This window comes from Sphingobium sp. RSMS (genome assembly GCF_005406185.4).
GTDB lineage: Bacteria > Pseudomonadota > Alphaproteobacteria > Sphingomonadales > Sphingomonadaceae > Sphingobium > Sphingobium fuliginis.
In genome coordinates this window covers 15,777-39,386 of sequence record NZ_CM191257.1, presented here as the reverse complement: position 1 = coordinate 39,386, position 23,610 = coordinate 15,777, and the positions used below count along the sequence as shown (strand labels likewise).

Annotated in this window: 17 protein-coding genes and 1 tRNA gene; 6 read left to right on the top strand and 12 right to left on the bottom strand. The window is 66.1% G+C overall.

The window, feature by feature from the left end:
- Nucleotides 1-17 precede the first annotated feature (17 nt).
- Nucleotides 18-4,274 carry a DNA-directed RNA polymerase subunit beta' gene (gene rpoC, locus EGM87_RS00175; protein ID WP_137709355.1) on the top strand — a complete coding sequence of 1,419 codons (4,257 nt, stop codon included), beginning with the start codon at nt 18-20 and terminating at the stop codon, nt 4,272-4,274.
- A gap of 235 nt (nt 4,275-4,509) precedes the next feature.
- A tRNA-Gln gene (locus EGM87_RS00170) sits at nt 4,510-4,583 on the top strand.
- A gap of 71 nt (nt 4,584-4,654) precedes the next feature.
- Here EGM87_RS00170 and EGM87_RS00165 read toward each other — a convergent pair.
- Nucleotides 4,655-5,023 (bottom strand): thermonuclease family protein, encoded by a 369-nt coding sequence (locus EGM87_RS00165; protein WP_137709356.1) that lies wholly within the window; start codon nt 5,021-5,023, stop codon nt 4,655-4,657.
- Nucleotides 5,024-5,597: 574 nt separating this feature from the next.
- Between EGM87_RS00165 and EGM87_RS00160 the strand changes: the two genes are divergently transcribed.
- On the top strand, nt 5,598-6,623 hold the full coding sequence (locus tag EGM87_RS00160; protein ID WP_253719102.1) for a DUF2279 domain-containing protein: 1,026 nt from the start codon (nt 5,598-5,600) through the stop codon (nt 6,621-6,623).
- Nucleotides 6,624-6,749: 126 nt separating this feature from the next.
- Here the strand turns inward: EGM87_RS00160 and EGM87_RS00155 are convergent, their stop codons facing one another.
- From EGM87_RS00155 to EGM87_RS00120, 8 genes are all read right to left on the bottom strand, one after another.
- Nucleotides 6,750-7,250 carry an energy transducer TonB family protein gene (locus EGM87_RS00155; protein ID WP_061936436.1) on the bottom strand — a complete coding sequence of 167 codons (501 nt, stop codon included), beginning with the start codon at nt 7,248-7,250 and terminating at the stop codon, nt 6,750-6,752.
- 229 nt (nt 7,251-7,479) lie between these two features.
- Nucleotides 7,480-8,649: a glycosyltransferase gene (locus EGM87_RS00150; protein ID WP_137709357.1), complete on the bottom strand. Its 1,170-nt coding sequence runs from the start codon at nt 8,647-8,649 to the stop codon at nt 7,480-7,482.
- Nucleotides 8,646-9,731 carry a sugar-transfer associated ATP-grasp domain-containing protein gene (locus EGM87_RS00145; protein WP_137709358.1) on the bottom strand — a complete coding sequence of 362 codons (1,086 nt, stop codon included), beginning with the start codon at nt 9,729-9,731 and terminating at the stop codon, nt 8,646-8,648. Before EGM87_RS00145 ends, EGM87_RS00150 begins: the two co-directional genes overlap by 4 nt.
- Before the next feature lie 5 nt (nt 9,732-9,736).
- Nucleotides 9,737-10,537 (bottom strand): nucleotidyltransferase family protein, encoded by an 801-nt coding sequence (locus EGM87_RS00140; protein WP_137709359.1) that lies wholly within the window; start codon nt 10,535-10,537, stop codon nt 9,737-9,739.
- A complete protein-coding gene (locus tag EGM87_RS00135; protein ID WP_025548776.1) occupies nt 10,534-11,580 on the bottom strand; it encodes a D-alanine--D-alanine ligase family protein in 1,047 nt (348 codons plus the stop codon). The genes EGM87_RS00140 and EGM87_RS00135 overlap by 4 nt, the downstream gene beginning before the upstream one ends.
- A gap of 158 nt (nt 11,581-11,738) precedes the next feature.
- Nucleotides 11,739-13,361 carry an NAD(P)/FAD-dependent oxidoreductase gene (locus EGM87_RS00130; RefSeq protein ID WP_048577026.1) on the bottom strand — a complete coding sequence of 541 codons (1,623 nt, stop codon included), beginning with the start codon at nt 13,359-13,361 and terminating at the stop codon, nt 11,739-11,741.
- A gap of 178 nt (nt 13,362-13,539) precedes the next feature.
- Nucleotides 13,540-15,576 (bottom strand): TonB-dependent receptor family protein, encoded by a 2,037-nt coding sequence (locus EGM87_RS00125; protein WP_137709360.1) that lies wholly within the window; start codon nt 15,574-15,576, stop codon nt 13,540-13,542.
- A 43-nt stretch (nt 15,577-15,619) separates the two neighbouring features.
- Nucleotides 15,620-16,036, bottom strand: a complete 417-nt coding sequence (locus tag EGM87_RS00120; RefSeq protein ID WP_137709361.1) for a hypothetical protein — start codon at nt 16,034-16,036, stop codon at nt 15,620-15,622.
- Between the two features lie 106 nt (nt 16,037-16,142).
- Here EGM87_RS00120 and EGM87_RS00115 point away from each other — a divergent pair, with 106 nt between their 5' ends.
- Nucleotides 16,143-16,550 carry a MerR family transcriptional regulator gene (locus EGM87_RS00115; protein ID WP_025548781.1) on the top strand — a complete coding sequence of 136 codons (408 nt, stop codon included), beginning with the start codon at nt 16,143-16,145 and terminating at the stop codon, nt 16,548-16,550.
- Nucleotides 16,551-16,584: 34 nt separating this feature from the next.
- The gene (locus tag EGM87_RS00110; RefSeq protein ID WP_137709362.1) at nt 16,585-18,387 is read left to right on the top strand and encodes an acyl-CoA dehydrogenase C-terminal domain-containing protein; all 1,803 of its coding nucleotides are present in this window, start codon (nt 16,585-16,587) and stop codon (nt 18,385-18,387) included.
- 58 nt (nt 18,388-18,445) lie between these two features.
- Here EGM87_RS00110 and EGM87_RS00105 read toward each other — a convergent pair whose 3' ends face one another.
- Entirely contained in the window at nt 18,446-18,592 is a 147-nt protein-coding gene (locus EGM87_RS00105) for a hypothetical protein (RefSeq protein WP_165363328.1), read from the bottom strand.
- Between the two features lie 367 nt (nt 18,593-18,959).
- Here EGM87_RS00105 and EGM87_RS00100 point away from each other — a divergent pair, with 367 nt between their 5' ends.
- The gene (locus tag EGM87_RS00100; RefSeq protein WP_103000220.1) at nt 18,960-20,255 is read left to right on the top strand and encodes an amino acid permease; all 1,296 of its coding nucleotides are present in this window, start codon (nt 18,960-18,962) and stop codon (nt 20,253-20,255) included.
- Nucleotides 20,256-20,356: 101 nt separating this feature from the next.
- Here the strand turns inward: EGM87_RS00100 and dnaJ are convergent, their stop codons facing one another.
- A complete protein-coding gene (gene dnaJ, locus EGM87_RS00095) occupies nt 20,357-21,484 on the bottom strand; it encodes a molecular chaperone DnaJ (RefSeq protein ID WP_061936458.1) in 1,128 nt (375 codons plus the stop codon).
- 63 nt (nt 21,485-21,547) lie between these two features.
- Entirely contained in the window at nt 21,548-23,446 is a 1,899-nt protein-coding gene (gene dnaK, locus EGM87_RS00090) for a molecular chaperone DnaK (protein ID WP_048577023.1), read from the bottom strand.
- Between the last annotated feature and the right edge of the window lie 164 nt (nt 23,447-23,610).

Here is a 23,610-nt window from a genome sequence, read left to right as displayed (position 1 = left end):
TCTAGAGGGACTGAAAAATGAACGAACTGACGAACTTCGCCAATCCGATCCAGAAGCCGGAAACCTTCGACCAGATCCAGATCGGCCTTGCCTCTCCGGAGCGCATCCGCAGCTGGTCCTTCGGCGAGATCAAGAAGCCGGAAACCATCAACTACCGCACGTTCAAGCCGGAACGTGACGGCCTGTTCTGCGCCCGCATCTTCGGTCCGATCAAGGACTATGAATGCCTGTGCGGCAAGTACAAGCGCATGAAGTACAAGGGCATCGTGTGCGAGAAGTGCGGCGTCGAGGTCACGGTGTCGAAGGTCCGCCGCGAGCGGATGGGCCATATCGAACTGGCCGCGCCCGTCGCGCACATCTGGTTCCTGAAGTCGCTGCCCTCGCGCATCGGCCTGCTGCTCGACATGCAGCTCAAGCAGCTTGAGCGCGTCCTGTATTTCGAAAGCTACATCGTCACCGAGCCGGGCCTGACCCCGCTGGAGAAGTATCAGCTCCTGACCGAGGACGAACTGCTCGACGCGCAGGACGAATATGGCGAAGACGCCTTCTCCGCCGGCATCGGCGCGGAAGCGGTCAAGCAGATGCTGATGGACCTCGACCTTGAGGGCGAGAAGCAGGCGCTGCTGGACGAACTGGCCGTCACCAAGTCGGAACTGAAGCCCAAGAAGATCATCAAGCGGCTGAAGGTCGTCGAGTCCTTCCTGGAGTCGGGCAACCGGCCGGAGTGGATGATCCTGGACGTCGTGCCGGTCATCCCGCCGGAACTGCGCCCGCTTGTTCCCCTGGACGGCGGCCGCTTCGCGACCTCGGACCTGAACGACCTCTATCGCCGCGTCATCAACCGCAACAACCGCCTGAAGCGGCTGATGGAACTGCGCGCGCCGGACATCATCGTCCGCAACGAAAAGCGCATGCTGCAGGAGGCCGTCGACGCCCTGTTCGACAATGGCCGCCGCGGCCGCGTCATCACCGGCGCGAACAAGCGTCCGCTGAAGTCGCTGTCCGACATGCTGAAGGGCAAGCAGGGCCGCTTCCGTCAGAACCTGCTCGGCAAGCGCGTCGACTATTCGGGCCGCTCGGTCATCGTGACCGGCCCGGAACTCAAGCTGCACCAGTGCGGCCTGCCCAAGAAGATGGCGCTCGAACTGTTCAAGCCCTTCATCTACGCCCGCCTCGACGCCAAGGGTCTCTCCATGACCCTGAAGCAGGCCAAGAAGTGGGTCGAGAAGGAGCGCAAGGAAGTCTGGGACATTCTCGACGAGGTGATCCGCGAGCACCCGGTCATGCTGAACCGCGCGCCGACGCTCCACCGCCTCGGCATTCAGGCGTTCGAACCCGTGCTGATCGAGGGCAAGGCGATCCAGCTTCACCCGCTGGTTTGCTCGGCCTTCAACGCCGACTTCGACGGCGACCAGATGGCCGTCCACGTGCCGCTTTCGCTGGAAGCCCAGCTTGAAGCCCGCGTGCTGATGATGTCGACCAACAACATCCTCAGCCCCGCGAACGGCAAGCCGATCATCGTCCCCTCGCAGGACATGGTGCTGGGCATCTATTACCTGTCGATGGAACGCGAAGGCGAGCCGGGAGAAGGCATGCTGCTGGCCGACATGCAGGAGGTCCATCAGGCCCTCTATGCCAAGGCCGTCACCCTGCACTCGAAGATCATCAGCCGCGTGCCGCAGACCGACGAAGCCGGCAATCAGTATATGAAGCGCTTCGAGACCACGCCGGGCCGCATGCTGCTGGGCGAATGCCTGCCCAAGTCGCACAAGGTGCCCTTCGACGTCGTCAACCGCCTTCTCACCAAGAAGGAAATCGGGGACGTCATCGACCAGGTCTATCGCCACACCGGCCAGAAGGACACGGTGCTGTTCGCCGACGCCATCATGGCGCTGGGCTTCCGCCACGCGTTCCAGGCGGGCATCAGCTTCGGCAAGGACGACATGGTGATCCCGGATTCGAAGACCGCAATGGTCGACGAAACCAAGGCGCTGGTGGCCGACTATGAGCAGCAATATCAGGACGGTCTGATCACCCAGCAGGAAAAGTACAACAAGGTGATCGACGCCTGGAGCCGTTGCGGCGACCAGGTCGCGAACGCCATGATGGACGAAATCCGCGCCCAGCCCAAGGACCCGAATACGGGCCGCATGGCGCCGATCAACTCCATCTACATGATGGCGCATTCCGGCGCCCGTGGTTCGCAGGCGCAGATGAAGCAGCTTGCCGGCATGCGCGGCCTGATGGCCAAGCCGTCGGGTGAGATCATCGAAACGCCGATCATCTCGAACTTCAAGGAAGGCCTCACCGTCCTTGAATATTTCAACTCCACCCACGGCGCCCGCAAGGGTCTGGCCGACACCGCGCTCAAGACGGCGAACTCGGGTTACCTGACCCGCCGTCTGGTCGACGTCAGCCAGGACTGCACCGTCGTCGAGGAGGATTGCGGCACCGACAAGGCGCTGGAGATGAAGGCCATCGTGCAGGGCGGCTCGGTCATCGCCTCGCTCGGCGAACGAATCCTGGGCCGCACCACGGCGCAGGACATCGTCGACAGCAAGGACGGTTCGGTCATCGTGCCGATCGGCACGCTGCTCGACGAAGCGCTGGTCGCGCAGATCGAGGCCATCGGCACGCAGGCCGTGAAGATCCGCAGCCCGCTGATCTGCGAAAGCAAGATGGGCGTCTGTGGCAAGTGCTACGGCCGTGACCTCGCCCGTGGTACGCCGGTCAATATCGGTGAAGCGGTCGGCGTCATCGCGGCGCAGTCCATCGGTGAACCGGGCACGCAGCTCACCATGCGGACCTTCCACATCGGCGGCGCGGCGAACTTCAACGAAACGTCGAACCTGGAAGCCATGTCGGACGGCACGATCGAGCTGCGCGACATGCCGACCATCACCGACAAGAATGGCCGCCGCCTCAGCCTCGCCCGCAATGGCGAGATCGCGATCATCGACAGCGAGGGCCGCGAGCGCGAAACGCACCGCCTGCCTTACGGCGCCACCATCCTGTTCGCGGATGGCGACACCGTGAAGAAGGGTGATCGCTTCGCCGAGTGGGACCCCTTCACCATGCCGGTGATCACCGAAAAGCCGGGCATCGTGAAGTATCAGGACCTGATCGACGGCAAGACGCTGACCGAACAGACCGACGAAGCGACCGGCATCGCGCAGCGCGTCGTGACCGAGCATCGTGGGTCCGCCCGCACCAAGGAAGACCTTCGCCCGCGCCTCACCCTGCTCGACGACCAGTCGGGCGAAGCCGCACGCTACATGCTGGCGGTGGGTGCGACCCTGTCGGTGGACGACGGCGCGCAGGTGCAGGCCGGTGACGTGCTGGCGCGTGTCAGCCGCGAAGCGGCCAAGACCCGCGACATCACCGGCGGTCTGCCGCGCGTCGCCGAACTGTTCGAAGCCCGCAAGCCCAAGGACAATGCCATCATTGCCAAGGTGTCGGGCCGCGTCCAGTTCCTCAAGGATTACAAGGCGAAGCGCAAGATCGCCATCAATCCGGAGGATGGCGGCGAGCCGGTCGAATATCTGATCCCCAAGAGCAAGGTGATCGACGTTCAGGAAGGCGACTATGTGAAGCGCGGCGACAACCTGATCGGTGGTTCGCCCGACCCGCACGACATATTGGAAGTGCTGGGCATCGAGCCGCTGGCCGAATATCTGGTTGCCGAAATCCAGGAAGTCTATCGACTGCAGGGCGTGAAGATCAACGACAAGCACATCGAAACGATCGTTCGTCAGATGCTGCAAAAGGTCGAGATCACCGTGTCCGGCGACACCACGCTGCTGGTGGGCGAGCAGGTCGACCGCGAGGAGATGGAGGAGATCAACGCCAAGCTCCAGCCCGGCTTCCAGCCGGCAGAGGGCAAGCCGGTGCTGCTCGGCATCACCAAGGCGTCGCTCCAGACGCGCAGCTTCATCTCGGCGGCCTCCTTCCAGGAAACCACCCGCGTCCTCACGGAAGCGGCGGTCCAGGGCAAGAAGGACACGCTGGTCGGGCTCAAGGAGAATGTCATCGTCGGCCGCCTGATCCCGGCGGGCACCGGCGCCGGCATGAACCGCATGCGCGTCGCCGCCTCGTCGCGTGACGCGGCGATGCGGGCGGCGCTGCGGGCCTCCAGCCAGGTCGACCTGATCGCGCCCAAGACGGCTGCCGAAGAGCATGCCGCCGAACTGCGCCAGGGTCCGGAAGCCGCCATCGGCGACGATCCGCTGGCCGCCGTCCAGGGTGAGGATTTCACCACCGAGGACATGGAATAAGCGCTTTGAAATAATGGGGTCCGCTTCCTATCTCGGGAAGCGGCTCCCAGCCCTTCGTACCCCATCAGGGATCGATGAAGAGCCCGCCGGAAGCGACAGCCTGTCCGGCGGGTTTTCTTTTATGGTTGCGCCGGGCAGGGCATGAAATTGTCCGGCAGGCCTGTCGCAAAACTCTTGACCAATCCGGAATCGCCGCCTATTTGCGCCTCTCCGGTGAGCCGCTGGCCCATCCTGATGCCCGATCCTCTAATGGTAAGAGAGCGGACTCTGACTCCGTCAATCAAGGTTCGAATCCTTGTCGGGCATCCACACTTTCCTAAAAATCACGGGACGCACGGCAAGGCCTGGGGCGCTTTGGGCTCCAAAGACGCCGCGCCCGATCACCGCCTTGTCAGGAAACGGCATTCCTTGGCCAGCCGGCGCCCCATGTCCCATGCCGGCCTATAGACGGCCATGCCCTTGCGAAGCTGTTCGCACGACATGTTGAGCCCACCGGCATAGACGATGGCCACGGTGCGCCCATAGGCGTCGCGCGCCACGGGAACGATGGTGATGGGGTCGCGCAAAGCGTGCTTCAGGCTTTCCTTGCTCCGGCGCGAACTGTCCTCCGGGCAGGCCTTGCCCTTGCGGCAACGGCCGACAATGTCGGGGGCTTCGATGCCGATCAGCCGGATCGGCTCGCCATTCACGCGCAGCATGCCGCCATCGACCACCGTCAGGGCGGACGCCAGGAACAGGGCGCCGATCATTCCCTCAACCTCGGACCGGGAAGGGAAACGCCCAGGCTAGCAATCATGTCCTCTCCCCATCGTCCTTGCCCCGCACGGGACAGTGGTCCCATCGCCCGGAGCCGTTGCGGGAACCTGCGGGGGAAATGGTGCCAGACTCCCGCCGTCCACGACCTTGGGAAAGCTGGCGCCGGCACGGGAGCGACCTCTACGGGCCCCTTACCGACTGCCTCCATCCTCCACCGGAGACCTGTCCCCATTGCGTATATTTACGCATTCATAATTGATCCTCCAACCTATTTTGCCTTTCCCCGCAAATATGTATCGCTTTGATACAGAATGGTAAAATATCCGATCCGACGCCATATGACTTCCGACATATAGGGCGGCCCGGGCATGCAGATGTCATGGCGCATCGCCGCCGCCGGGGATTTTCACCGGCGCGTCGGGGCAGGGCGCGATACAGGATATAGATCGTCGGCTATTGGACGCAGTTGCCAACGCAATAAGCAATAATGGGCAAGCATTACCCATTTTCGCAAATTGTCCCCGATGGCCGGTCCAGATTAAATTCCCGCGATGAGATCAAGCGCCCATGCAAAGCCTGCAATGGGCGCAGTCTGTCGGGGAGGAGAGGATGCGCCCTGCATGGACATTCCTGCCGCTCCCCTGGGCTCTCTGCATCGCCCTGACGCCGGCGGATGCGCAAGACGTCCGCCCGGATGAAGCGGTCCAAACGGCCCTGCTGGAAACACCCTTCGACCTCAGCGCCATGACGCCGGAACCGCCCGCGACCGGCAACAGGGTCCAGGGGCCGGCCGATCCGCGCATCCCGCCTCCTCCCGATACCGTCATGGAAGGGCGTTACCATTCGCTGGGCAGCCGCATCGGCGCCGCCAGATGGGAGACTATCGGCCTGTTCGCCTATATCACCGCGACGCAGGCCTATTGGACCGACGGCACGACCCATTTCCATTTCAAGGATGAGGGCTGGTTCGGCAAGAACACCCATAATCTGGGCATCGACAAGCTGACCCACGCCTTCAACGCCTATCTCTTCGCTGAATTTCTGGGCGCGCGGATCGCCCGCAGGACTCATGACCGGGCGCGGGCGGCGGCGCCCGCGGCGCTGCTTTCCATGGGCCTCATGCTCTATGGCGAGCTGTGGGACGCGCATAAGAAGGACAGCGGCTTTTCGATACAGGACGTGGTCTTCAACAGCGGCGGCGCGGCCTTCTCGGTGCTCCGCCACACCGTGCCGGGGCTGGAGGAGAAGCTGGATTTCCGCCTGCTGATGATGCCCAATTCAGAGGTCTACAGCTTCAAGGGAAAGCGTCATTATGAGCAGCAGCGCTTCCTTCTGGCGCTCGAACTTTCCGGTTTCAGGGGATTGCGCGACAGCCCGCTGCGCTTCGTCGAACTGCAGGTCGGCTATCGCGGCAGGAATTTCACCAATGCCGACCGCGCCGCCGGAAGAGAGCCGGAGCGCGACATCTTCTTCGGCGTCGGCCTCAACATCAAGCAGTTGTTCTTCCGCGACAGCCGCTCGCGCCTGGGCCGGGCGATCGGCAGCGGGCTCAACTATTTCCAGCTTCCCTATACCGCCGCCTATTTCCATTGACGGGCAAGGGAAGCTGGAAGAGCGAACGGGGCGGATGCGCGCAGGCTGACCCGCGCCGCATCGAACCGCCCGGCCGCTCCTCCAGACTCCGCATCGCGCAACGCCATCCGGGGGGAAGGACGGCGCTCAGCGCGACGCAATCAGGACCGGCCTGTCGCCGTCGGCCTGCGCCATCGTCCGGGCGCGGTGGTCGGTGCGCAGCCGGCGCAACATGGCGTCGCGTTCCAGCGCGTCGCTGGCGACGACGATCCAGGCTTCGAACCGGGACGAGGCGGCGATCTGCGGCGGCAGGGGCGTCAGCCGCCCCATCCGCTTCACCGCCCGCAGCGATATGCTGTCGACGGCGGGCGACGATGAAGGCTGGGCCAGCGAGACGGCTTGCGGCCGCCCCTCCCCGTCCAGGCGGAATTCGACGCGGGTATAGCCGGTCGCATCCCGGTCGAAATTCTGATCGGCGGCGCGGCGGATGCTGCCGGTCAGCCGGGTCGCGGTCCGGCTCTGCCATTTTTCAAGGGTCATCTCCTTTTCGGGAGAGGCAATGACGGTCAGCTGGTCACCGGGCTGTCTGGCGCTAACCCCTGTCGACAGCAGCAGGGACGAGCAAAGCACCACATATCTGGCACGCATAAGGGCCTCCTCTGCCAGGATAATGATGTCGTGGATTGCCGCTGCGGCTGTGTCTGACCGGCCGAAAGCAGCGCGAAGCTATATATTACAAAATCGATCCTGCTGGTAATGAATATAAACCAACAATCTCATCGACATGCATAATATTTCACGATTGTGCCTTTGCTCCGGCGTGGCCGCATGGCTGCCGGGCGCGCGGCGGGGATGCGGGCCAACCCGTTGTCGTTGATCAGTTTTGGTGAACGGGACCGAAGCTCGCGGCGGCGACTCGGCCTTTCCCCGGACGTACCGTCACCCCGAGCCGCTCCACAATATCCGTCCAGCCCGCCATCGCCCTCTCCAGGCTGAACGCTTCGATCCTGTTGCCCGGCAGGATGGCGCTGGCGGGTTCGATCTGGCCCAGCAGCGCATCCGCCATGGCCGTCGCATCCGCCGGGTCGACCAGCCGCCCGAACCGCCCGCCATCCAGCAGATCGGCCGCATTGCCCGCCGTGCGGGAGGCGACCACGGGAACGCCCACGGCCATCGCCTCCAGCAGCACATTGGGCGATCCTTCCCACCAGCTCGGCAGGACGAAGGCGTCGGCATGCGCCAGCCAGGGAAAGACGTTCGCCACCACGCCGGGCAGCGCCAGATCGTCCGCCATGCCCAGCCTGCGCGCCTGCTCCATCAGCCGGTCGCGCATCCGGTCCCGGCTCTCGCCCAGGATGATGAGCCGCGCCCGCCGGCTTTGCCGCAAAGTGGCGAAGGCGCGCAGCAGCGTCTCGAAATTCTTCTGCTTCGCCAGCCGGCCGATGGCGAGGATGACCGGCGCATCCTCGGCCATCCAGCCATGGGGCGCCGGACCTTCCGCCCTTGCGCGCGCCGCGGCGGCGTCGATGCCGTTGGGAATGACCGCGACCCGCCCCTCGCGCGCCGCCGCCGCGAAGGCCGGCGCGGCGGCCAGCGTCGGCGACACCAGCACGACCCGGTCGGCGTCGGCGGCGATCAGGCGGGTCATGATCCGCCGCTCCCACCCTGCCGATCCGCCATGTGGGGCGCCCGGAACGGCACGCACCATGTCGTTGCTGATGCGATAGACGCGGCGCAGGCCGCCAAGCCCCCTGCTGGCCGCCCAGGCGACGAAATGACCGTGATTGCCGGCAGAAATCAGCAGGCCCGGCGCGCGCCGCCGCAAATGGCGGCGCAGCGCGTGGATCGCGATCAGCTTTTCGATCAGGCGGGAGGCATGGCTCCGCTGGAGCAGCGCATGGTGACGCACGCCGGGAACGCCCTCCCCACCGGGCGCGGCCGTCACCAGTTCCACCTGATGGCCGCGCTCCGCCAGGGCGGCCGCCAGCAGCCGCGCATTGCGCACCACGCCGGTCGCCGCCAGAGCGTGGACGTAGAGGACGATCACCGCCGCGCCTCCGTTTCGATGGCGCGGGCCGTGCGCCAGCGTCGATCGGGCAAACGGTCGAGATGATGGCGGTATAATGCGCCCATGCGTCCGGTCCCGACGCCTCGCCCGCTGACAAGTTGCACAATGTCCGTGCCGGGGTTCCAGTTCCCCTCGATCAGCGCCGGTCCCTGCGCGGTCAGGCCGATGTCCCAGCCGATGACCGCGAAGCCCTCGCGAAAGCGCCGGTGCGCGGCCAGCGCCAGGGCCTCCGCCGCATCCCGGTCGGGAAGCATCATGCCTTCCAGCATCGCACCGGTGGCGGGGTGCCGGCCCGGACGAACCCGTCCCATGCCTCCGCGCCACGCAGCGCCGCAGCGCCCCGCATCGTCCACCGCCAGCACCAGATTGCCGGCATTGAAATTGTCGACCGGCCGCCCCTCCCCCGCCGACAGGCGCAAGGCCAGCGCGCAGGCCTCCGGCGCGCCCCGCTCATCGAGGACGGTCACGACCCGCAGGGTCGGCAGCGCGCCGGGCGACACCGGCTCCAGCGCCGGATGGGTGGCGAGCCGCTGCTGGATGACGCCGCCCCGCGCCCATTGCCGATGCAGCCGGGCGAGCAGCGCCGTTTCGGACAGGCGGCGATGGCCGCCGCGCCAGCGGTCCCCGTCCCGGACGAAACGCTCCACGCCCCGCCCCCTGGACGTGTAGCTGGGCTTGGCGATGATGTCATGATGGCGGCCCAGCCATTGCGCCAGCGCCTCCCGCTCCGGATCGTGGCTGTCCGGCGCGGGCAGGCCCGCCTCCCGCACCAGCCGGGCGAACAGGCGCTTGTTCTTGAGCGGGTTGGCGGCAAGCGGAAAGGCGCCCGGATTGAGCAGCCGGTGCAGCCCCTTGCGGTCGCGCATCGACAGGCCCTGGGCGCGCGCGGCTTCGCTCAGCATCGCCCGCTCGGCGCGGCTCCAGCCGCCCTGCCCCGCCTCCGCCAACAGCCGCGCAAGGACCCATCGGCTCAGGCTCCAATGGCTGCGCAGCCCCCGGTGATAGGCGGCCATCAGCTCATTGTCGCCCGATCCGGCGGGCAGGGCGCGCAGGGTGAACAAGGCGGCTACTCCGCCGCCTGCGCCACCGTCATGCGGGCGTTCAGCAGTTCCCCCGCGACGGCGCGGGTGCGGCTGTTGTCGACGTCGATGGCGACCGCGCCGTCGTTCAGGATCACCGGCGCGATGGTCATGCCGAACCGCCGGGAAAAGCGGGCGAAGGTCTCCGCCAGCGTGCCGATGCCAAGGCGGAAACGGACGAGGTTCAGGAAACCGAAGGCGTTGACGATGCGCATCGGATGCTTGACGAACTGCCCTCCCGACCGGAATGTCTCCGCGGCCGTCAGGGCTGCGCGGTCCTTCAGCCAATAGCTGTTGCAGTTGGAATAGCTGCCCTCGGCAAAGCGGTAGAATTTGCGCTGCCCCTCCGGATGGGCGGCCAGCACGGACTCGCGCCGGGCGAAGGCGACCGCCGCGTCGGTTCCCGGCGTCCCGCATTGGCCCAGCATGTCGGCCACCGCTTCGGGCGTCAGCAGCACATTGTCGGCGGTGGTGATGAACAGCGGGAACTGCGCGCCCTGCGCGGCGGCAAGGATGCTGTCGACCAGATTGGGCCGCGCGGCCACCGGCATCATCCGGCCGCTGTCGAGCAGGCGGCGCAGCAGCGGTACGCCCGCCAGCACTTCGGGATCTTCGATCGCGACGCGGATCTCCCCGATCCCGTCGCTTGCCGCCAGTGCCGCAGCCACATGGGTCAGCATCGGGCTGCCGGCGACGGGCGCCAGGCATTTGTGCGACACGCCCGCTTCCAGCGCCAGCGGATCGGTCAGGCCGTCGCGCCTGCCCGCCAGGATCAGTGCCGTGGTCATGCCGCCGCCCGGTCCGGCACGTCGGCCGACAGCCCCTGCCGCAACAGCCCCTGCCGCAACAGGCTGTGCGCGACGATGGTCTCGACCAGCGCGGGATGATCCACGCCCAGCGAACGGGCGGAACGCGAAATGGTCTTCTTCGACCAGAGATTGCAGGACAGGTTCAGTTCCATGAACAGCAGCGCATCGGTCGCCGGATCGTAGCGGAACTCGAACCGGCCATAGTCGAACGGCCAGAATTCGGGCAGCAGACGGCGGGTCAAATCCTCCAGCCGCTCGCGCAGGTCGCGATCCTCGACCAGCACCAGCGGATCGTCGCCCGCATCCACCAGGCCGCGCTTTTCCTCATAGCTGCGCTCGCGATGCGGGTCGGCGGGGACGTACATCATCGGCGGCAGCACCCAGGGGGCGTTGCCGCTGCCGCCCACCACCGGCACCGCCACATCCAGCAGCGGAGCCCAGGCCTCCACCAGCACGTCATGGCCCAGGTCGAACAGACGATCGGCATGGACCAGCGCCTCGGCCCAGCCGTCGACCATGGCCAGCCCCCAGGAGGCGGAGGATGCGTTCGGCTTCACCACCAGCCGCTCGGCCGCGAAAGCGGGGCCGCCGGGCAGGCCGCCGCGCCGGAAGAGCTGCGCCTTCATGGTCGGCACGCCGCGGGCGCGCGCGATCAGCTTGCTCAGATATTTGTCGTCCGACACGCCGCGCACGATCGGGCTGGCGCCCAGAAAGGGGACGTCGCGCCACGACAGCAGCAGGGGCGCCAGCATCTCGCTGTTCTGGAAGCCGCCGCGATTGAGCAGGGTGACGACGAAATCGGCATCGGGCCGTTCGAACAGGGCATCATAGCGGCTGGCGGCGGCGACATGGAGGCCGATGCCCTCCAGCGTGGAGCGCATCTCATGATGATAGATGGCGTGATTGCCGTCCACTGCGTCCGGCCGCCCGCCCGCGCAGGCATGTTTGGCAAGGAAAAGGACGCGCAGCCGCGCCTTGTCGGCGGCCGGAATGCGCATGCAGCGGTCGGGGCTGGTCGTCATGCCACGACTGCTAACGCGGCTGCATGACGGCGCCTTGACGCTGGAGTTACGGCAGAGCGTCGGTCAGGAGACGACGGGATGACGGGCGCGTGACCGCTTTGTTTCACCCCGCCAAAGCGGCAGGTCGCGCATGGCTGCGCAATCGGGAAGGTGCGACGTCATGTCGCCGCGATGCCCAGCCCCACCGCTTCCGCCACCTTGATGCCGTCGATGGCCGCGGAAAGGATGCCGCCCGCATAGCCTGCCCCCTCGCCCGCCGGATAAAGCCCGGCGACATTCAGGCTCTGGAAATCCCTGCCCCGCGTGATGCGGATGGGGGAGGAGGTGCGCGTCTCCACCCCCGTCATCACCGCGTCCGGATGGTCGTAGCGCGCGATCTGCCGGCCGAAGACCGGGATCGCCTCGCGGAACGCCTCCAGCACGAATTCGGGAAGGCAGCGCGACAGGTCGGTCAGGGTCACGCCCGGCTTGTAGGAAGGGACGACCTCCCCCAACCCGGTCGAGGCGCGGCCGGCAAGGAAATCGCCCACCTTCTGCCCCGGCGCATGATAGCTTTCGCCGCCCGCGACGAAGGCCATGCTTTCCCAATGGCGCTGCAATTCGATCCCCGCCAGCGGCCCGCCGGGATAGTCCCGTTCCGGATCGATGCCGACGACCAGCCCTGAATTGGCGTTGAACTCGGCCCGCGAATATTGGCTCATGCCGTTGGTGACGACGCGCCCCTCCTCGGACGTCGCGGCCACCACCCGCCCGCCGGGGCACATGCAGAAGCTGTAGACCGTCCGCCCGTTGGCGCAATGATGGGCCAGGCTGTAGGCCGCCGCCCCCAGCACCGGATGCCCCGCGCAACTGCCGTAGCGCGCCCGGTCGATCCAGCTTTGCGGATGCTCGATCCGCACGCCGATGGAAAAGGGCTTCGCCTCGATATGCACGCCCCGGCGGTGGAGCATCTCGAAGGTGGGCCGGGCGCTGTGGCCCACCGCCAGCACGACATGGTCCGCCTCGATGAAGCCGCCATCCGCCAGATGCAGCCCGCGCAGCTTTTGCGTGCCGTCCGCCTGCCGCTCCAGCTCCAGTTCGTCGACCCGGTGCTGCCATCGATATTCGCCGCCCAGCCCCTCGATCTGCCGCCGCATCGCTTCCACCATGGAAACCAGCCGGAAGGTGCCGATATGCGGATGCGCCTCGGTCAGGATGTCGTCGGGCGCACCGGCCGCGACGAATTCCTCCAGCACCTTGCGGCCCAGGAAGCGCGGGTCCTTGACGCGGCAATAAAGCTTGCCGTCGGAAAAGGTGCCGGCCCCGCCCTCTCCGAACTGCACATTGCTGTCGGGGTTGAGTTCGGCCCGCCGCCAGAGGCCCCAGGTATCCTTGGTCCGTTCCCGCACCACCTTGCCCCGGTCGAGGATGATCGGCCGGAAACCCATTTGCGCGAGGATGAGGCCGGCGAACAGCCCGCACGGCCCCGCGCCGATCACGACGGGGCGCTTGCCCGACCAGCCCGGCGGCGCACTGGCCACGAATTTATAACCGGTGTCCGGGCGCGGGCGGACGTCATGATCCTTCGCGAAGCGCGCCAGCACGCCCGCCTCGTCGGCCAGTTCGACATCGACGGTATAGACGAGCTGGATCGCATTCTTCCGCCGCGCATCATTGCCCCGGCGCACGACGACATGGGCCAGCAATTCCTGCGGTTCGAGGCCCAGCCGCTCGCAAATGGCGGCGGGCATCGCCCCGGCGGGATGGTCGAGGGGCAGTTTCAGTCCGGAAAGGCGCAACATCCGCCTGCCCCTAAACCTATTACCGAGTCGGCTCCAGTGCTCCTTAGATTATCTCTCCCATTGTCGTTCCCGCGAAGGCGGGAACCCATCTCCCATAAGAATAGACGGGATGCCGCGTCGGAGATGGATTAGCTTTGCTGAACTGCGTTTCCCCCCCTTCGCGGGAATGACGCTTGAATTAGAACCGGGCGCGCACCCCGCCATAGAAGGCGCGCCGTTCGATGGGATAAAAGGCGACGCTGCCTTCATTCGCCACAGTCGCCGGATTGTCCGGCACATAGCGAACCACCGCGCTGATGTCGCCCACGGCCCGCTCGCCGGTCAGGTTGCGCGCATCGAGGAACAGGGCCAGCCCCTTCCGGACCTCCGCCTGCGCGCCGAGGTTCAGGGTCGCGTAATCGCCCACCCGCTTGGTATTGGCATAGTCGACCCAAGCCCCCTGCGGCAGCCATTCGACGGCGGGCGAAATGCTCAGCCGCTCCGTCCCCAGCTTCAGTTCCGCCCGGTAGAAATGGCGCGGCGCCACCGGCAGGCGGTTGTTCCCGAACTGCGCATCGCCCCGGAAGCGGAAATCGCTATATTGATAGACTTGCCGCAGCGTCGCCCAAGGCGTCAGCGTCAGGTCCAGTCCTGCCTCGACGCCCTGATGGCGCGTGCGGCCCGCATTGAAGGTCGCCGCCGGAATGGCGCTGTCGCCCGCGCCATATTGCAGCATCTCGCCGCGAAGATCGGCCCGGTAGATGCTGATGTCCCAACGGGCCATGCCCAGCGTCCCGCGAGTGCCGATCTCCGCTGTCCATGCCTTTTGCGGCTGGAGCGGGACGAAGCCGACGGCCAGCGTATCGAACTGCGTCTGGCCAAGCTCGATAAAGCCCGGCAGTTCCACCGACCGGCTGTAGTTCGCATAGAATTGCACCGCCTGCGCCGGCTCCACCAGCAGCCCGAATTTCGGCGCGAAGGCGTCAAAGGACGCATCCCCGCTCCGCGCCGGAGCGAAGCGGTTGTCCAGCCGCCGCTCGCCATGGGTGTAGATGCCGCCCGCGATCAGCCAGAGCCCCGCAAGCGGCGCGATCCGCGCCTCGCCATAGCTGTTGATCGTCTGCGCCCGCGCCTTCTGATAGGATGTCGGCGCCCCCGCCCTGCCGTTCACATTGACGAACTGCCGGAACCGGCCCTGCCCGAAACGCGCCTGCGTGCCCAGCGTCAGCCCGACCGGCATCCCGCCAAGGTCACCAGCCAGGTCGAGGCTGGCAAAGACCCCGCGATCCTCCGATTTCTGGTCCACGACCTGATAGATCGGATGATCCAGCGCCTTGGCGTTATAATAGACGCCGAACGCCAGCTCCCCGCCATCCAGCGCCACCGTGGTGCGGTTCTGCAAGCGGATCGAATCGATGTTGCGCGCCTGATCGCCGGTAAAATTGCCCTTCGCCGGATGATCCAGCGCATCGCTTTCATTGAGCGCGCCGGGCAACTTCTGCCGGATCGTCTGCACGCTGGCATAGAAGCGCGTTTCGACCCGCTCACTGAGTTTCAGCCCGACATTGCCGTTGAAGCGCAGCGCCCTGCGCCGTCCATGGTCGCGGTCGCCGTCGGACCGGTCGGCGGTCACCGCTGCCCAGGCGTCGCCCCGCCCGTCGGCATGGCCATAGGCCGCCTTCGCCCGCAATGTGTCGAACGACCCGCCGTCGACCCGCATCTCCACGCCCGGCGCCGTGCGCCCGGTCGGCGTCACCGCATTGATCGCCCCGCCCAGCGTCGACCCGCCCAGCCGCAGCGCATTGCCGCCGCGATAGACCTCCAGATGCTGGAAGACCTGCGGGTCCAGCTCCTGGAAGTCGCCATTGTCGTCGGCCATGTTGATCGGGATGCCATCCTGCAACAGCGTCAGCCCGCGCATATGATAGCCGCGCGACAGGCCCGACCCGCGAATGGAGATGCGCACCTCCTGCCCGAAGCGCGGCTGGGTGTAGACGCCGGGCGAGAAGCTCAGCGCATCGCGCAGGGAAATGGCGAGCCTGTCCTCGAAATCCCCGGCCGACACCACGTCGACGCCGCCGGGGGTGCGGACGACTTTCGCCGCGGCTTCCTCCACCACGGGGCTGGCGGTGACGATGATCCGGCTCTGCTCGGCCTCCTCGGCCAAAGCGGGAGCGGACAGCGAACAGGCAAGCGCGCACAGCGAGACGCCGCGCGAAACGGAAAAGACTGGCATGAAATGATAACCTTACTGAAAAATCGCGGAAAATGGCGGATTTTCAGAAGGCGGGCGGCCCCGAGGAGGGGGGCGGCGGCGCGGCCAGCCGCGCGATCAGCCCGGTCTTGAGCGCGAAGGCGATGGGCCCGAAACCTAGCTGCCAGGCGGGCAGGGGCAGATCGGCCAGAGCCAGCGGCGGAACCAGCGGCTGCACCGATGCGGCAAAGGGGCAATGCTGCTGCCCCGGCGCACCTTCGTCCGGACGATGCCGGCCCGACTCGCCATGCCGGTCGAAGGCGCCCCGGTCGACCACGACATTGACCGCGCCCTGCCCGGTGCAGAGCGTCACGACGACGCCCCGTTCGGTCCGCACCGGCATGAAGCCCGAAGGCGCGACAAGCTGGATCGCGAGGACGAGCAGGGCCAGCGCGGCCAGCAGGCCCCTTGCCGATTCCGATCGTCTGACTGCCCCCATCATGGCCCCAGGCCCTAGCGGCGGCGGCCCGCCCTGTCACTAGGACAAAAGGGCCAGGGGCCGCACACTCACCTTGACGTAAACGTAAAGCACCGTTACATCAGCCGGCATGGACAAACACACCAGTATCGCCGGTATCGAACTGCCCGATCACAGCGACCGGCAGTCTTATACCATCACCGACCTGTCGGAAGAATTCGGCGTCACCGCCCGCGCCCTGCGCTTCTACGAGGATGAAGGGCTGATCGCCCCGGAACGGCAGGGCCTCGCCCGCATCTATTCGCGCCGCGACCGCGCCCGCCTGGCCTGGATATTGCGCGGCAAGCGGGTCGGCTTCAGCCTGTCCGACATACGCGAGATGATCGACCTCTATGACGCCGACGAGGAGCATGAGGAACAGCGCCGCGTCACCATAGAAAAGTGCAGGGCGCGCATCGACCTGCTCACGCGGCAGAAGGACGACATCGACGCCGCCATAGCGGAACTCTCGCAGTTCGTGACCGTCCTCGACAGATAATCCCCCACCAGAACAGAACCGTCCGGAGAAGATCATGCCCAGCTATACCGCCCCCGTCCGCGACACCCGCTTCGTGCTCGATCACATCGTGGGGCTGGACCGCTACACCAACCTCCCCGGCTTCGAAAATGCGTCGGCGGACCTGGTCGACGCGATCCTGACCGAAGGCGGCAGGATCGCCGCCGAAGTCCTCTTTCCCCTGAACGCCGTGGGCGACAGGGAAGGCTGCACCCGCCACCCCGACGGCAGCGTCACCACCCCGACCGGCTTCAAGGCGGCCTATGACGCCTATGTCGAGGGCGGCTGGACCACGCTGCACGCGCCGGCCGAATATGGCGGCCAGGGCCTGCCCCATGTCGTCGCCACGGCGGTCAGCGAATATATCCTCTCGGCCAATCACAGCTTCGAAATGTATCATGGCCTGACCAGCGGGGCCGTGGCCGCCCTGCTCGCCAAGGGCAGCGAGGAACAGAAGCGGAAATATCTGCCCGATATGGTGTCGGGCAAATGGACCGGGACGATGAACCTGACGGAGCCGCATGCCGGCACCGACCTTGGCCTCATCAAGACCAAGGCGGTTCCGAACGCCGACGGCAGCTACGCGATCAGCGGCACCAAGATCTTCATTTCCGCGGGCGAGCATGACCTTGCCGAAAACATCATCCACCTCGTCCTCGCCAAGACCCCCGGCGCGCCGGACAGCAGCAAGGGCATTTCGCTGTTCGTGGTGCCCAAGTTCCTGGTGAACGAGGATGGATCGCTGGGGCAGCGCAACGCGGTCTCCTGCGGATCGCTCGAACACAAGATGGGCATTCACGGCAACGCCACCTGCGTCATGAACTATGACGGGGCCACCGGATGGCTGGTGGGTGAGGAGAACAAGGGCCTGGCCGCCATGTTCATCATGATGAACGCCGCGCGGCTGGGCGTCGGCCTGCAGGGCCTGGGACAGGCGGAGATCGCTTATCAGAACGCCGCCCATTATGCCCATGACCGCCGTCAGGGCCGCGCCCTGACCGGCCCCAGGGATCTGGAGGAAAAGGCCGACACGCTGTTCGTCCATCCCGACGTCCGCCGCATGCTGATGGAGGCGAAGGCGCTGACCGAAGGGCTGCGCGCGCTGATGCTCTGGGGCGCGCTCCAGGTCGACCTTTCCCATCAGGCCGCCACCGAAGAGGAACGCCAGGCCGCCGACGATCTGGTGCAACTGCTGACCCCCGTGATCAAGGGCTATGGCACGGACAAGGGCTTCGACGTCACCGTCATGGCGCAGCAGGTGTTCGGCGGCCATGGCTACATCTGGGAAAATGGCGTCGAACAATATGTCCGCGACGTCCGCATCGCCCAGATCTACGAAGGCACCAACGGCGTGCAGGCGATGGATCTGGTCGGGCGCAAGCTGCCGATGAACGGCGGCCGCGCGCTTCAGGCCTTCCTGAAGATCGTCGCGGATGAAGTGGCGCAGGCCAAGGGTGACGAGAAGCTCGCCGGCCTTGCCGAGGCGCTGGAAAAGGCGGGCGGCCAGCTTGGCGCGGCGACCATGTGGCTGATGCAGAATGCGATGAAGAACCCCGACAATGCCGGGGCGGGGGCGGTGCACTATATGCACATATTGGGCATCGTCGCGACCGGCCTGATGTGGCTTCGCATGGGCAAGGCCGCGGCGGCCCTGCTGGCGGCGGGGGAAGGCGACGCGAAATTCCTGGAAGCCAAGCTGGTGACCGCCCGCTTCTTCGCGGAACGCATCATGCCCGACGCCGGCGCGCTCCGCCGCAAGATCGAGGGCGGCGCCGACAGCCTGATGGCGCTCGACCCGGATATGTTCCTGGCGGCCTGACCGCCGGGGCAGGCAAGGCGCTCCATCCGGCCCAAGCCGGACGGAGCGTCCCTGCGTTTCAGGCGGCGAGGGGCAGTCGTTCGGCCGGACGCCGCGCCGCCGGGGCGGCAGGGCGGGCTTCGGCCCTGGCCAGTCCGGCGACATAGCGCTCGGCAACGACGACATCGCGGCGATAGGCGAAATATAGCGACAACAGGGAGAACATGGCGACCTCTTGATAAAAGGATTGCTGCGTTGCAGCATCGACGCCTATCTGGGGTCAGCGGGAAAAATCCGCAAATGCAATGGCTTCGAACGCGATTGCAGAAAGCTCATCCTCATGACCGCGCGCATCATGGCTGGATTTTGAGCGGCGCGATCCCGCTTGCAGCCCGAAGCTCCCGCGTTCGGCAAACCGCCTCAGTCAATCCAGCGAAGGCGGAAAAGCCGCGCCCTGCCTTCGCAGGCGCCCGTGGCGCATGGCGCCCGCAACGGACCGTCCACCGCTGCCCGTCATCGCCACCGACCATTGACCCATTGCGCGCGGCGCGGCATGGGCCCATCAAACGGGACATGATGCAGCGAGCCGCTTCGTGAACGGGCCAGTGCCGGCAAGCCGCACGCTCGGCCTGCCCGCCTGCATTGCGCTGGTGATGGGCAACATGATCGGGTCCGGCGTGTTCCTGCTGCCCGCCTCGCTCGCGCCGTTCGGCTGGGATGCGGTGGCGGGCTGGATATTCACCATCGCCGGCTCCCTCCTCCTTGCCTATGTCATCGCCCGGCTGACGGTGCGGATGCCCGACGCCGGCGGCACGGCGCAGTTCATCACCCGCGCCTATGGCCCGTCCGCCGGCTTCGCGATCGGGTGGATATACTGGATTTCGGTGATCTTCACCAATGTCACCATCGCCGTCGCCGCCACCGCCAATCTCAGCAGCATCCTGCCCGCGCTGCACCGGCCCGGAATGGGGGCGCTCCTTTCCATCGGTTTCCTCTGGGCGACGACCGGCATCAACCTGGTCGGCGCGCGCGCCGCGGGCGCGACCCAGCTCGCCACCACCGCGATCAAGCTGATCCCGATCGCTGTCGTCTTCGTCCTGCTCGCCCTGACCTTGGGCCATGGCCGGGCGCAGGTCGCTCCATTCCCCGCGCAAGGCTTCACCAGCGCCGGCATCACCGCCTCGGCCGCGCTGACGCTCTGGGCGCTGCTCGGCTTCGAATCGGCCAGCGTCGCCGCCGACAAGGTGCGCGATCCCGCCCGGACAATCCCGCGCGCCACGCTGATCGGCACGGCGGTCACCGGCCTCATCTACCTGCTGGTCTGCTCCGGCATCGCCCTCACCCTGCCGGCGGAGGAAAGCCGGTCCGGCTCCCCCTTCGCCGCCTTCGTCGCGCATTACTGGTCGCCCGGCCCGGCGGGACTCATCGCGGTCTTCGCCACGATCAGTTGCCTCGGGGCGCTCAATGGCTGGACATTGTTGCAGGGTGAAGTGCCGCTTGCCATGGCGCGGGGCGGCGAATTGCCGCGCTGGCTGGCCGGGACCAACGGCCGCGGCACGCCGGTCCGCGCGCTGCTGCTGTCCTGCCTGCTCGGAACGCTGATGCTGATCGCCAACAGCCTGCAGGGGCTGGTGGCGCTGTTCACGGCGATGGCGCTGCTGTCGACCTCGGCCACGCTCTGGCTCTATGTCGGCTGCGCGCTGGCGGCGCTCAGGTTTCGGCTGGCGATGCCGGCCGCTCTGCTGGGGCTGTGCTATGCGCTCTGGACATTATGGGGCGCGGGGCTGGTGCCCAGCGGAGCAAGCTTCCTGCTGATGGCGGGGGGATTTCCCTTTTACGCCTGGGCGCGCCGGGACCGAAAGTCCCTGCCCTGTCGCCATTCAGGCTGAGCCCGGCGAAGCCCTTCCCTTCTCCTCGAAGAAAGAAAAGCCCCTCCACCAGCTCGGGGCGAATGAAGGCAGGGAAGACCATCCGAAGGGTGGAGGGAAAATCAGTCCCCCCACAATTCCTTGAGCTTGCTGAAGAAGCCGGTCGATTGCGGGCATTCCTCGCCGGTTTCCGTCTCGCGAAAGGCTTCCAGCAGTTCGCGCTGCTTGGCGCTCAGCTTGGTCGGCGTCTCGACGTCGACCTGGATCACCAGATCGCCCTGTCCACGCCCGTTCAGCACAGGCATGCCCGCGCCGCGCTGGCGGATCTGCTTGCCCGACTGGATGCCGCTCGGAATCTTGATCTCATGCCGCCGGCCATCCAGCCCCGGCACCTCGATGACCCCACCCAGGGCGGCGGTCGTGAAGCTGACCGGCGCACGCGCGAACAGGGTCGTGCCGTCCCGTTCGAAGATCGAGTGCCGCTTCACATGCAGGAAGATGTAGAGATCGCCGGCCGGCGCGCCCCGCGCCCCCGCCTCGCCCTCACCCGACAGGCGGATGCGCGTGCCTTCGTCGACGCCGGCGGGGATGTTGACGGAAAGCGTCTTGGGCTTGTCCACCCGCCCCTCGCCCCGGCAGCTACGGCAGGGGCTTTCGATCACCTGACCCGCGCCATGGCAGGACGGGCAGGTCCGCTCGACCACGAAAAAGCCCTGCTGCGCCCGCACCTGGCCATGGCCATGGCAGGTGCCGCAGCTCTTGACCCCGGTGCCCGGCTGCGCGCCCGAGCCGTCGCAGCTTTCGCAAGGGGCCGAAACCTCGATCTCGATCTCGGTCTTCTTGCCATGATAGGCGTCGTCCAGCGTGATTTCCATGTCGTAGCGCAGGTCCGCCCCGCGCCGCTGCGCCTGCCGCCCGCCGCCGAAGCCGCCCGCCGCCTGACCGAAGATCGTCTCGAAAATATCGCCCAGGTCGGAAAAGCCGCCCGCGCCGCCACGCCCGCCGCCGAAACCGCCGCCATTCTGGAACGCCGCATGGCCGAACCGGTCATAGGCCGCGCGCTTCTGCGGGTCCTTCAAACATTCATAGGCTTCCGAAACGGCCTTGAACTTGGCCTCGCTGTCGGTGCAGCCCCCGGTCTTGTCCGGGTGATATTTCATCGCCAGCTTGCGATAGGCGCTTTTGATCGTGGCGGCGTCCGCCGTGCGCTCGACTTCGAGCAGTTCGTAATAGTCGATTTCGGTGCTCATCTCGCCCCCGGCGTCCCTGCCCCGTCAAGGCCATAACAGTCCTGACGGGGCAAGCACATCAGCTTACGCCTTGTTATCGTCCACTTCGGAGAATTCGGCATCGACGACATCGTCATCCGCCTTCGGCGCGTCCGCGCCCGGAGCAGCCGCAGCCGCCTGCTCCTTCTCGTAAATGGCCTGCCCCAGCTTCATCGCGACCGTGGCGAGTTCCTGCGCCTTCGCCTTCATGGCTTCCGCATCGCCGCCCTCGACCGCAGACCTTGTGGCCGCGATCGCGGTCTCGATCTCCGACTTCAGGCCAGCGTCGACCTTGTCGCCATGCTCGGAAAGCTGCTGTTCGGTGGTGTGGATCAGGCTTTCGGCATTGTTCTTCGCCTCGGCCGCCTCGCGCTTCTTCTTGTCTTCCTCGGCAAAGCGCTCGGCATCCTTGACCATCTGGTCGATGTCGGCGTCCGACAAACCGCCCGAAGCTTGAATGCGGATCTGCTGTTCCTTGCCCGTGCCCTTGTCCTTGGCATGGACGTTGACCAGACCGTTGGCGTCGATGTCGAACGTCACCTCGATCTGCGGCACGCCGCGCGGCGCGGGCGGGATGCCGACCAGATCGAACTGGCCGAGCAGCTTGTTGTCCGCCGCCATCTCACGCTCGCCCTGGAACACGCGGATCGTCACCGCCTGCTGATTGTCGTCGGCGGTCGAATAGACCTGCGACTTCTTGGCAGGGATGGTGGTGTTGCGGTCGATCATGCGGGTGAACACGCCGCCCAGCGTCTCGATGCCCAGCGACAGCGGAGTGACGTCCAGCAGCAGCACGTCCTTGACGTCGCCCTGCAACACGCCCGCCTGAATGGCGGCGCCCATGGCGACCACTTCGTCGGGGTTCACGCCGGTGTGCGGTTCCTTGCCGAAGAACTCCTTCACGGCCTCGCGCACCTTGGGCATGCGGGTCATGCCGCCGACCAGCACCACTTCGCTGATCTCGCTCGCGGAAACGCCGGCGTCGGCCAGCGCCTTCTTGCAAGGCTCCATCGTCCGCTTGATGAGGTCGGCCACCAGCCGCTCCAGATCGGCGCGGGTGATGGTCTTGACCAGATGCTTCGGCCCATTCTGGTCAGCGGTGATGAAGGGCAGGTTGACTTCGGTCGACTGGGCCGAGGACAGTTCGATCTTCGCCTTTTCCGCCGCTTCCTTCAGGCGCTGCAAAGCCAGCTTGTCCTTGGTGAGGTCGATGCCTTCATCCTTCTGGAAGCCCGAAGCCAGGAACTCCACCAGCTTGGCGTCGAAATCCTCGCCGCCCAGGAAGGTGTCGCCATTGGTCGACTTCACCTCGAACACGCCGTCGCCGATCTCCAGGATCGAGATGTCGAACGTGCCGCCGCCAAGGTCATAGACCGCGATGGTCTTGCCGTCCTGCTTCTCCAGCCCGTAGGCGAGCGCGGCCGCGGTGGGCTCGTTGATGATGCGCAGCACTTCCAGGCCGGCGATCTGGCCGGCGTCCTTGGTCGCCTGACGCTGGGCGTCGTTGAAATAGGCGGGCACGGTGATGACCGCCTGCGTCACCGTCTCGCCCAGATAGCTCTCGGCGGTTTCCTTCATCTTCTGCAGGATGAAGGCGGAAATCTGCGAAGGCGAATAATCCTTGCCGCCGGCATTGACCCAGGCGTCGCCATTGGGACCCTTGGCGATGCTGTAGGGCACCAGCTCCATGTCCTTCTTGGTCATCGGATCGTCGAAGCGGCGGCCGATCAGGCGCTTCACGGCGAAGATGGTGTTGTCCGGATTGGTCACGGCCTGACGCTTGGCAGGCTGGCCGATCAGGCGCTCGCCGTCCTTGGTGAAGGCGACGATGGAGGGCGTCGTCCGCGCGCCTTCCGCATTTTCGATCACCTTGGGCTTGCCGCCGTCCATCACAGCGACACAGCTGTTGGTGGTGCCCAGGTCGATACCGATTACTTTTGCCATTGTGTCCTCTTTGAACCCCAAATCATATTCAGCGGTTGACGGCCCCATACCTCACGAAAGCGCCAAGGCAAGGGCGTTTGCGCAAGGGATATAGGCGTGCTTTCGCTTGGCACAAGAAGCTGTGACGATTACCTCCAGGAAACGATCGGAAACGGGACATTGAG